Genomic DNA, 9336 nt, shown 5'->3' with positions numbered 1-9336 from the left:
CGCGTTGAGGGGAAGGAGAAGGGGAGGGGGCTCAGCCGCGAAACGACTCGGTGATCGCCGCGGTCGGGGAGCGCCAGGTCATCGCCAGGTCGGCGAGGGTCGCCGAGTCGTCGGTCGGGGTGGCCTCGGTCAGCAGCCACGCGGCCTCGTAGGTGAGGCCCGCCCCCACCGGCACGATCCGGCTCGCCACGTCGGCGATCCGGCCGATCGCCCGGAAGCCCGCTGGCGGGAGCGGGAACCGTCGGATCGGCGTGCCCAGCCCCGCTTCCACCGCGGTGATCATCTCGTCGAAACTCACCATCACCCCGCCGCAGACGTACCGGTGCGGACCGCCCCCCGGGGCCATCACCCGGGTGTGCACCTCGGCGACGTCACGCACGTCGACCATCTGCATGCCGCCGCGCATCCGCGGCGCCACGCCGAACTTCACGATCGGCTCCCAGCCCTGCTCGGTGACGCCGGGCGCGGTGTGGAACGCCGGGCCGACGACGCTCGACGGGTAGGTGATGACGACCGGCGCGCCATCGCGCTGCAGTTCCCGGGCCACCCGCTCGGCGTAGGCCTTGGTGCGGGCGTAGGCGCTGCGGCCGGGGACGACCGGGGTGTCCGGTCCGATCACGCCGTCGGGCGGCGGGAACATCGTGCTGTAGCTGCTCACCGAGACGATCGGGTCCAGCCCGGCCTCGGCCGCGCGGGTCAGCACCATCTCCCCGGCGTGGGCGTTGACCTCCCACATCAGCTTCTCGCGCCGGTCGTCGGTGCCGACGACGGCGGCACCGTGCAGCACCGCGTCCGCGCCGTCGAGCAGTTCGGCGACGGTGTCCTCGGTGCGGATGTCGCCGTCGAGGGTGGTCAGCTCACCCAGTTCGCGCAGCCGGGGAATGACCGGCTCGTCGGCGCAGCCCGGCGCCACCAGCAGTCGCACCGCGTGGCCGGCCTGCAGCAGCGCGCGCACGGTGTGCGCTCCGATGTACCCGGTCCCACCGGTGACCGCGATCAGCATCAGCGGTTCTTGAACTGCGGGGCGCGTTTCTCGGCGAACGCGCGCGGGCCTTCCTTGGCGTCCTCGGAGAGGAACACCTCGATGCCGATCTTGGTGTCGAGCTTGAACGCGTCGTTCTCGTGCATGCCCTCGGTCTCGTGGATGGTGCGCAGCATCGCCTGCACCGCCAGCGGACCGTTGTTGTTGATCGTCTCGGCGATCTCCAGCGCCTTGGTCAGCGCGGAACCGTCGGGCACCACGTAGCCGATCAGCCCCATCTCGCGGGCCTCGGCGGCGGTGATGTGCCTGCCGGTGAACAGCAGGTCGCACGCCATCGTGTAGGGGATCTGGCGGACCAGGCGCACCGCGGAGCCGCCCATCGGGTACAGGCTCCATTTCGCCTCGGAGATGCCGAACTTGGCGCTCTCGCCGGCCACCCGGATGTCGGTGCCCTGCAGGATCTCGGTGCCCCCGGCGATCGCCGGGCCCTCGACGGCGGCGATCAGCGGCTTGGTCAGCCGGCGGCCCTTGAGCAGGGCGTCGATGCGCGACGGGTCGTAGCTGCCGTCCTTGAACGAGTCGCCGGGCGCCTTCTTGTTGGCGGCCTTGAGGTCCATGCCGGCGCAGAAGTAGCCGCCGGCGCCGGTGAGGATGCAGCTGCGGATGTCGTCGTCGGCGTCGACCCGGTCCCAGGCCTCGACCATGATCGAGAGCATCTCGCTGGACAACGCGTTACGCGCCTCGGGTCGGTTCAGCGTGACGATCAGGGTGTGTCCGCGCTGCTCGACCAGCGCGTGGGGCTGTTGTGTCGCCTCGGCCACCGTGTCGCCTCCCTTTCCCGACGGGGTCGAACTTGAAAGGAAATGTAACACGTTCTAGTTTGTGTGTCGTGGCTCTCAACATCGCCGATCTGGCCGAACACACCATCGACGCCGTCCCCGACCGGGTCGCTCTGATCTGCGGTGACGAGCAACTGACCTACGCGCAGTTGGAGGAGAAGGCCAACCGGCTGGCGCACTACCTGATCGACCAGGGCGTCAAGAAGGACGACAAGGTCGGGCTGTACTGCCGCAACCGCAACGAGATCGTCGTGGCGATGCTCGGCATCGTCAAAGCCGGCGCGATCCTGGTCAACGTCAACTTCCGCTACGTCGAAGGCGAACTGCGCTACCTGTTCGACAACTCCGACATGGTGGCGCTGGTGCACGAACGCCAGTACTCCGACAAAGTCGCCAACGTGCTGCCGGAGACCCCGAACGTCAAGACGATCCTGGTGATCGAGGACGGCAGCGACCTGGACTACAGCGGCTACGGTGGGGTCGAGTTCGAGACCGCGCTGGCCCAGGGCTCACCCGAGCGCGACTTCGGCCCGCGCAGCGAAGACGACATCTACCTGCTCTACACCGGCGGCACCACCGGATTCCCCAAGGGCGTGATGTGGCGCCACGAGGACATCTACCGGGTGCTGTTCGGCGGCACCGACTTCGCCACCGGCGAGCCGGTCGCCGACGAGTACGACCTGGCCAAGGCCGCCGCGGCCAACCCGCCGATGATCCGCTACCCGATCCCGCCGATGATCCACGGCGCCACCCAGTCGGCGACCTGGATGTCGCTGTTCAGTGGCCAGACCGTGGTGCTGGCGCCGGAGTTCGACGCCGACGCGGTGTGGCGGACCATCCACGACCACAAGGTCAACCTGCTGTTCTTCACCGGCGACGCGATGGGCCGCCCGCTGCTCGACGCGCTGCTGGCCGCCCGGGACCGCGGCGAGGACTACAACCTGGCGTCGCTGTTCCTGCTGGCCTCGACCGCCGCGCTGTTCTCCCCGTCGATCAAGGAGAAGCTGCTGGAGTTGCTGCCCAACCGGATCATCACCGACTCGATCGGGTCCAGTGAGACCGGATTCGGCGGGACCAGCATCGTCGCGAAGGGCCAGGAGCACACCGGCGGGCCGCGGGTCACCATCGACAAGAACACCGTGGTGCTCGACGAGGACGGCAACGAGGTGCAGCCCGGGTCGGGGGTGCGCGGCATCATCGCCAAGCGCGGCCACATCCCGGTCGGCTACTACAAGGACGAGAAGAAGACCGCCGAGACGTTCCGCACCATCAAGGGGGTGCGCTACGCCATCCCCGGCGACTACGCGCAGGTCGAGGCCGACGGCACCGTGACGATGCTGGGCCGCGGTTCGGTGTCGATCAACTCCGGCGGCGAGAAGATCTACCCCGAGGAGGTCGAGGCCGCGCTCAAGGGCCACCCCGACGTGTTCGACGCCCTGGTGGTCGGGGTGCCCGACCCGCGGTACGGCCAGCACGTCGCCGCGGTGGTCCAGACCCGGCCCGGGGTGCGGCCGAGCCTGGCCGACCTGGACACCTTCGTCCGCTCCGAGATCGCCGGCTACAAGGTGCCGCGCAGCCTCTGGTACGTCGACGAGGTGAAGCGGTCCCCGGCGGGCAAGCCCGACTACCGGTGGGCCAAGGAGCAGACCGAGGCCCGCCCGGCCGACGAGGTCCACGCCAAACACGCCGGAGCGGGTGGCTGATGCGCACCGAACTGTGCGCGAAGTTCGGCGTCGACTACCCGATATTCGTCTTCACGCCGTCGGAGAAGGTGGCCGCCGCGGTCAGCCGGGCCGGCGGCCTGGGGGTGCTCGGCTGTGTGCGCTTCAACGAGCCCGACGAGCTGGAGTCGGTGCTGACCTGGATGGACGAGAACACCGACGGCAAGCCCTACGGGGTGGACGTGGTGATGCCGGCCAACGTGCCCACCGAGGGCAGCGCGGTCGACATCGACAAGCTCATCCCCGCCGCCCACCGCGAGTTCGTCGACAAGACCCTGACCGAGCTGGGGGTGCCGCCGCTGTCCGGTGACGCCGGGTCCTCCGCGGGGGTGTTGGGCTGGCTGCACTCGGTGGCCCGTTCGCACGTCGAGGTCGCGCTGCGGCACCGGATCGCACTGATCGCCAACGCGCTGGGCTCCCCGCCGAACGACGTCATCGAGCAGGCCCATGCGGCCGGGGTGCCGGTCGCGGCGTTGGCCGGGCACGCCGACCACGCCCGCCGGCACGTCGACAACGGGGTGGACATCGTGGTCGCCCAGGGACACGAGGCGGGCGGCCACACCGGCGAGATCGGGTCGGTGGTGCTGTGGCCGGAGATCGTCGACGCGGTCGGCGAGCGGGCCCCGGTGCTGGCCGCGGGCGGTATCGGCACCGGCCGGCAGATCGCGGCCGCGCTGGCCCTGGGCGCGTCCGGGGTCTGGATGGGTTCGGCGTTCCTGACCGCCGCCGAATACGACCTGGGCGCCCGCGGGTCGTCGGGAGCCTCGGTGATCCAGCAGGCGTTGCTGGCCGCCACCTCCAGCGACACGGTGCGTCGCCGCATCTACTCCGGCAAACCGGCCCGGCTGCTCAAGAGCCGCTGGACCGACGCCTGGGACGCCCCCGACGCCCCGGATCCGCTGCCGATGCCGCTGCAGAACATCCTGGTCGGGGAGGCCCACCAGCGGATGAGCGCCTCCAGCGACCCCACCGCGGTGGCGATGCCGGTCGGGCAGATCGTCGGGCGGATGAACGAGATCCGGCCGGCCGCCGAGATCATCGCCGATTTGGTCGCCGGTTTCGAGGCGGCCTCCCGGCGCCTGGACGACATCCGGGAGGGCTGAGCGGGTCTAGGCTGGGTGCGCGATGACCATCGACGTGTGGATGCAGCACCCGACCCGGCGATTCCTCGCCGACGACATGCTGGCGTCGTTGCGCCGCTGGACCGGCGACGAGATCCCGGACGCCGAGATCCCACTCGAGGCGACGATCGCGTCGATGGACGCGGGCAACGTCGGGTTCGGACTGCTCAGCGCCTGGTGGGGGCCGCAGGGCGAGCTGGTCTCCAACGACGAGGTCGCCGGCTGGGTGGCCCGGTACCCCGGCCGGTTCGCCGGGATCGCCGGGGTGGACCTGGACCGGCCGATGGCCGCCGTGCGCGAACTGCGCCGGCGGGTGCGCGACGACGGGTTCGTCGGCCTGCGGGTGGTGCCGTGGCTGTGGAACGCCCCGCCCACCGACCGGCGTTACTACCCACTGTTCGCGGAGTGCGTGGAGCTGGGGGTCCCGTTCTGCACCCAGGTGGGCCACACCGGTCCGCTGCGGCCCTCGGAGACCGGCCGCCCCATCCCCTACGTCGACCAGGTGGCGTTGGACTTCCCCGAACTGGTGATCGTGTGCGGGCACGTCGGCTACCCGTGGACCGAGGAGATGATCGCGGTCGCGCGCAAGCACCCCAACGTCTACATCGACACCTCCGCCTACACCACCCGCCGGCTGCCCGAGGAGCTGATCCGGTTCATGAAGACCGGCACCGGGCGGCGCAAGGTGCTGTTCGGCACCAACTACCCGATGATCAGCCACCAGCGGGCCCTCGCCGGTCTCGACGAGTTGGGCCTGACCGCCGACACGCGGGTGGACTACCTGCGCGGCAACGCCGCCCGAGTCTTCGGCCTCTAACGGCCCGGCAGCTTCTGCACCGCGCGGATCATCGGGGTGAACGCCTTCTGCCAGAAGGTGGACGGAATCCCCAGCGGCGGGTCGAGGTTGAGCACCCGCGCGGTGGAGATGGTCTGCGGCTCGGTGTATTTGAGCAGCCCATCCGGGCCGTGCCGCCGCCCCACCCCGGAGGCCTTCATGCCACCCATCGGCGCGGCGGTGGAACCGAACGTCAGCGCGTAACCCTCGTCGACGTTGACCGTGCCGGCGTTGACCCGGGCGGCGATCGCCTCGCCCTCTGCCTTGCTCGCCGCCCAGACGCTGGCGTTGAGCCCGTACTCGGTGTCGTTGGCCCGCTCGATCGCCTCCTCGACGTCGTCGACCGGGTAGATCGCGACCACCGGGCCGAACGTCTCGTTGCGTCCGCACTCCATCTCATCGTTGACGCCGCTCAGCACGGTCGGCTCGAAGAACAGCGGGCCGAGGTCCGGGCGCGGGTTGCCGCCGGCGAGGACGGTGGCGCCCTTGACCTTGGCGTCGTCGACGTGGCCGGAGACCGTCTTGAGCTGGTCCTCGGAGATCAGGCTGCCCATGTCGGTGGAGAAGTCGTAGCCGGGCCCCAGCTTTATCGCCCGCACCTGCTCGACGAACTTGGCGGTGAACTCCTCGGCGATCGGCTTCTCGACGTAGATCCGTTCGACCGAGATGCACAGCTGCCCGGCGTTGGAGAAGCAGGCCCGGGTCGCGGCCTTGGCCACCTCGCTGAGGTTCGCGCCCTGGGTGACGATCATCGGGTTCTTCCCGCCGAGTTCGGCGGAGAAGCCGATCAGCCGCCGGCCGCACTGTTCGGCCAGGGTGCGCCCGGTGGCGCTGGACCCGGTGAACATCAGGTAGTCGCAGTTCTCCACGATGGCGGTGCCCACCACCGAGCCGGGACCCGGAACCACCGCGAACACCTCCCGCGGCAGGCCGGCCTGGTAGAGCAGTTCGGCGTTGGCCAGCGTGCAGTAGGGGGTTTGGCTGTCGGGTTTCACGACGACGGCGTTGCCGGCCAGCAGCGCCGGGATGGCGTCGGAGATCGACAGGGTCATCGGGTAGTTCCACGGGGAGATGATCCCGACCACGCCTTTCGGCTGGTGGTGGACCACGGTCTTGACCACCCCGGGCAGCAGCCCCTGAACCCGGGTGGGTTTGAGCAGTTTGGGCGCGTGCCGCGCGTAGTAGCGCGCGTTGAGCATCATGTCGACGATCTCTTCCTGGGCCGCGGACCGGGACTTGCCGGTTTCGGCCTGGGCCACGTCCATCAGGAAGTCACGGTTGGCGATCAGCAGGTCGCGGTAGCGCTCCATGATCGCCGCGCGTTGGGCGACCGGCCGCTTCGCCCACTGAACCTGGGCGGCACGGGCTTTGGCGAAGGCGGCGGTCACGTCGTCGGCGGTACCGACCGGGATCGTGGTCAGTTCCTTGCCGGTGAAGACCTCGTTGATGGTGCGGGACTGGCGGGCATCGACGTCATCGATGGCGACGAGGCGGCGCAGCCGGTCGAAGTCGGCGGGCGAGGGAGCGGGCATGGCGGATCACTCCTACTCAAAGGTAGTTGGTCGATACCTTCAACCTACTCCGGCGAGTCCGCGGTGCATCGCCGTCTATCTCGAATCCGCCGGCGAGACTCGACGGCCCTGGCTCAGCGTTTCCGGGCGAGGTAGTAGTAGTTGCTCGGGTCCGCATCGATTTCGGTGACCTCGACGTGGTCGAAGCCGGCCTCGGTCAGCATGGCCACGGCTTGCTGGCGGCCCCACATCGTGCCCAGCCCGGCTCCGTCCAGGGCCAACGACACCGGCATGCAGTGCAGGAGCGAGACCGTGTAGCGGTAGGTGGCCATCGGGACGCCGGTGTTGTCCTCCAGTCGGCTGGAGGCCTTGGCGTCGGCCATCAGCAGGATGCCGCCGGGGCGCAGCGCACGATAGATGTTGGCCAGTACCGCGGCCGGCTGGGCCTGGTCATGAATGGCGTCGAACGCGGTGACGACGTCGAACGCCGCGGTTATGCCCAGCGTGGTCAGATCATGGCTTTCGAACCGGGAGTTGGTCAGTCCGCGCCGCTCGGCATCGCGGGCACCGGTCGCGAGAGCCTCATCGGCGAAGTCGATACCGGTGAAGCGGCTCGCTGGGAACGCCTCCGCCATCACGTTGACCGCATGTCCACTGCCGCAACCGAAGTCGGCCAACTCGATACCGGACCTCAGCCGTTCGGGCAAGCCGTCGACCAGGGGCAGCACCCGGTCGACCAGGGCGTCGTCGAACACCTCGCCGCTGCGTTCGGCCATGACCGCGTGGAAGCGGGGATAGGCGCTGTAGGGCAGGCCGCCGCCCTTGCGGAAGTGGGGCAGGATCTTCTGCTCCACCTCGGCGAGCATGGGGATGTATTGCGCCGACCGCGCCAGATTTCCCGGGCCGGCGGCGCGGGTCAGTACCGCGGCGCGCTCCTCGGGCAGCAGGTACGTGCGCTGGGCGGGGTCGTAGTCCACCACCCGTGCCACCGTCATACCGCCCAGCCATTCCCGCACGTAACGCTCGTGCAGCCTGGCGGCGTCGGCGATCTGGGCGCTGGTTGCCGGCCCCATGGTGGCCATCGTGTCCAGCAAACCGGTGTGGTGGCCCAGGCTGATCAGCAGGGTCAGCCCGGCCCCGTCGATCGCCGCGGTGACCCGGGCGGCGAACTCCTCGGTGGTCTCCTCGGTAATCGGAGCCCTGCGGTGGGTCATCGCGGTCCTTCGGCGCAGCTGTCCGGCGGGGTTTCGTCGTGCATCATGGCGGCGACGAACGACTCGGTGTCGGGCAGTGACGCCGCGATGCTGCGCCGGTGGTCCGCGCCGGAATAACTGCGGTAATCCACGGTGATGCCGTCGGAGCAGTACGAGTCCACCAGGGCGTCGGTGAGTGCCGGGGGGACCGTGGTGTCGGCCAGGCCCTGCACCACGAGCACCGGTACGCGCGGACGGACGGTGGCCGGCTCCTGGCGGGAGAGGTAATCGCTGAGCCGGTCGGTCTGCGCGTCGGGGGCCAGGACCTGGCCGGCCGGGATCGGGTCGAGCTCGCGGAGCTGGTCGAGGCAGCGGGTGCGCGCGGCGTCGAGGAACGGTCGGAACTGCTCGCCGACCAGGTCTTCGGGGACGATGCCGGGATCGGCCGCCGCGGCACCGAGCACCACCAGCGGCAGGAACGGCTGCAACTCAGCCATCGCGGGGTCGGCGGAGTCGGCCGCCTCGGCGAAGCCGGCGAACCCCGAACCGGGGGCGATCGCGACCGCGGCCTTCAGGTCCAGCTCGGGTGCCCGCTCGGCGGCGCGGGCCGCGGTGAACAGGGCCGCCTGGCCGCCCTGGCTGTGACCGATCGCCGCCCAGGTGGTTCCGAGCGACTCGTCGAGGTGGCGGGCCGCTCGCACGATGTCGACGACGTTGGCGGCCTCGCTGGCGCCGTTGATGTACGGCGCCGGGCCCGGGCCGCCCAAGCCCTGATAGTCGGTCTGCACCACCGCGTAGCCGGCCGTCACCCAGTGGTCCAGGCTCGGCTGCACCACCTTGAGGTAGCCGTGGGCGGGGCCGCCGTCGAAGTCCAGCGACGGGGCGCAGACCGTGGCGTAGCCGGTGGTGCCGTGCGCCCAGCTGACAACGGGCCACCCCTCGGTGGGCGGTTCACCGCGCGGCACCGACACCGTCCCGGTGACCACCGAGGAGCTGCCGTCGGGGGCCTCGGAGACGTAGCTGATCGCCCTGGTGCTCGCTGCGCCGGGCAGTGCGGCGGCCCCGGTCAGCGGCCGGGCGGTGAGCAGGGTCCCGGCGCCCGGGCGGGTGGCCTCGGTGTCGGGGGCTGGGTCG

The 9336-nt window shown here is 70.3% G+C and carries 8 protein-coding genes; 3 read left to right on the top strand and 5 right to left on the bottom strand.

Annotated elements, in window-relative coordinates; genetic code table 11:
• Positions 1-31 precede the first annotated feature (31 nt).
• Together AWC30_RS16040 and AWC30_RS16035 are read right to left on the bottom strand one after the other, a co-directional pair.
• Positions 32-1003, bottom strand: coding sequence for an NAD-dependent epimerase/dehydratase family protein (locus tag AWC30_RS16040; protein ID WP_085111244.1), 972 nt, complete (start codon positions 1001-1003; stop codon positions 32-34).
• On the bottom strand, positions 1003-1803 hold the full coding sequence (locus AWC30_RS16035; RefSeq protein ID WP_085111243.1) for a crotonase/enoyl-CoA hydratase family protein: 801 nt from the start codon (positions 1801-1803) through the stop codon (positions 1003-1005). Before AWC30_RS16035 ends, AWC30_RS16040 begins: the two co-directional genes overlap by 1 nt.
• A 59-nt stretch (positions 1804-1862) precedes the next feature.
• On the opposite strand from AWC30_RS16035, the gene AWC30_RS16030 reads away from it, so the two are divergent.
• From AWC30_RS16030 to AWC30_RS16020, 3 genes are read left to right on the top strand one after another with little or no spacing between them, the layout of a single operon-like run.
• A complete protein-coding gene (locus tag AWC30_RS16030) occupies positions 1863-3524 on the top strand; it encodes a medium/long-chain-fatty-acid--CoA/3-oxocholest-4-en-26-oate--CoA ligase (protein WP_207568465.1) in 1662 nt (553 codons plus the stop codon).
• Entirely contained in the window at positions 3524-4645 is a 1122-nt protein-coding gene (locus AWC30_RS16025; RefSeq protein WP_085111241.1) for an NAD(P)H-dependent flavin oxidoreductase, read from the top strand. Before AWC30_RS16030 ends, AWC30_RS16025 begins: the two co-directional genes overlap by 1 nt.
• 22 nt (positions 4646-4667) lie before the next feature.
• The gene (locus AWC30_RS16020) at positions 4668-5480 is read left to right on the top strand and encodes an amidohydrolase family protein (protein WP_085111240.1); all 813 of its coding nucleotides are present in this window, start codon (positions 4668-4670) and stop codon (positions 5478-5480) included.
• Here AWC30_RS16020 and AWC30_RS16015 read toward each other — a convergent pair.
• The 3 genes from AWC30_RS16015 to AWC30_RS16005 all read right to left on the bottom strand — a co-directional run.
• Entirely contained in the window at positions 5477-7030 is a 1554-nt protein-coding gene (locus AWC30_RS16015) for a succinic semialdehyde dehydrogenase (RefSeq protein WP_085111239.1), read from the bottom strand. The genes AWC30_RS16020 and AWC30_RS16015 overlap by 4 nt on opposite strands.
• Before the next feature lie 113 nt (positions 7031-7143).
• Entirely contained in the window at positions 7144-8223 is a 1080-nt protein-coding gene (locus tag AWC30_RS16010; RefSeq protein WP_085111238.1) for a class I SAM-dependent methyltransferase, read from the bottom strand.
• On the bottom strand, positions 8220-9336 hold a 1117-nt coding region (locus AWC30_RS16005), incomplete at its 5' end, for an alpha/beta hydrolase family protein (protein ID WP_109562106.1). The genes AWC30_RS16010 and AWC30_RS16005, both read right to left, overlap by 4 nt.

Origin of the sequence: Mycolicibacillus trivialis (genome assembly GCF_002102395.1) — a bacterium.
GTDB classification, from domain to species: Bacteria; Actinomycetota; Actinomycetes; order Mycobacteriales; family Mycobacteriaceae; genus Mycobacterium; species Mycobacterium triviale.
Note: the sequence above shows the minus strand (reverse complement) of the source record. Positions and strands in the feature narration are given on the sequence as shown.

Bases quoted from the DNA above. Each gene is read 5' to 3' on its own strand.
- AWC30_RS16040 (WP_085111244.1), bottom strand. From the start codon at position 1,003: ATGCTGATCGCGGTCACCGGTGGGACCGGGTACATCGGAGCGCACACC.
- AWC30_RS16025 (WP_085111241.1), top strand. From the start codon at position 3,524: ATGCGCACCGAACTGTGCGCGAAGTTCGGCGTCGACTACCCGATATTC.
- AWC30_RS16020 (WP_085111240.1), top strand. From the start codon at position 4,668: ATGACCATCGACGTGTGGATGCAGCACCCGACCCGGCGATTCCTCGCC.
- AWC30_RS16015 (WP_085111239.1), bottom strand. From the start codon at position 7,030: ATGCCCGCTCCCTCGCCCGCCGACTTCGACCGGCTGCGCCGCCTCGTC.
- AWC30_RS16010 (WP_085111238.1), bottom strand. From the start codon at position 8,223: ATGACCCACCGCAGGGCTCCGATTACCGAGGAGACCACCGAGGAGTTC.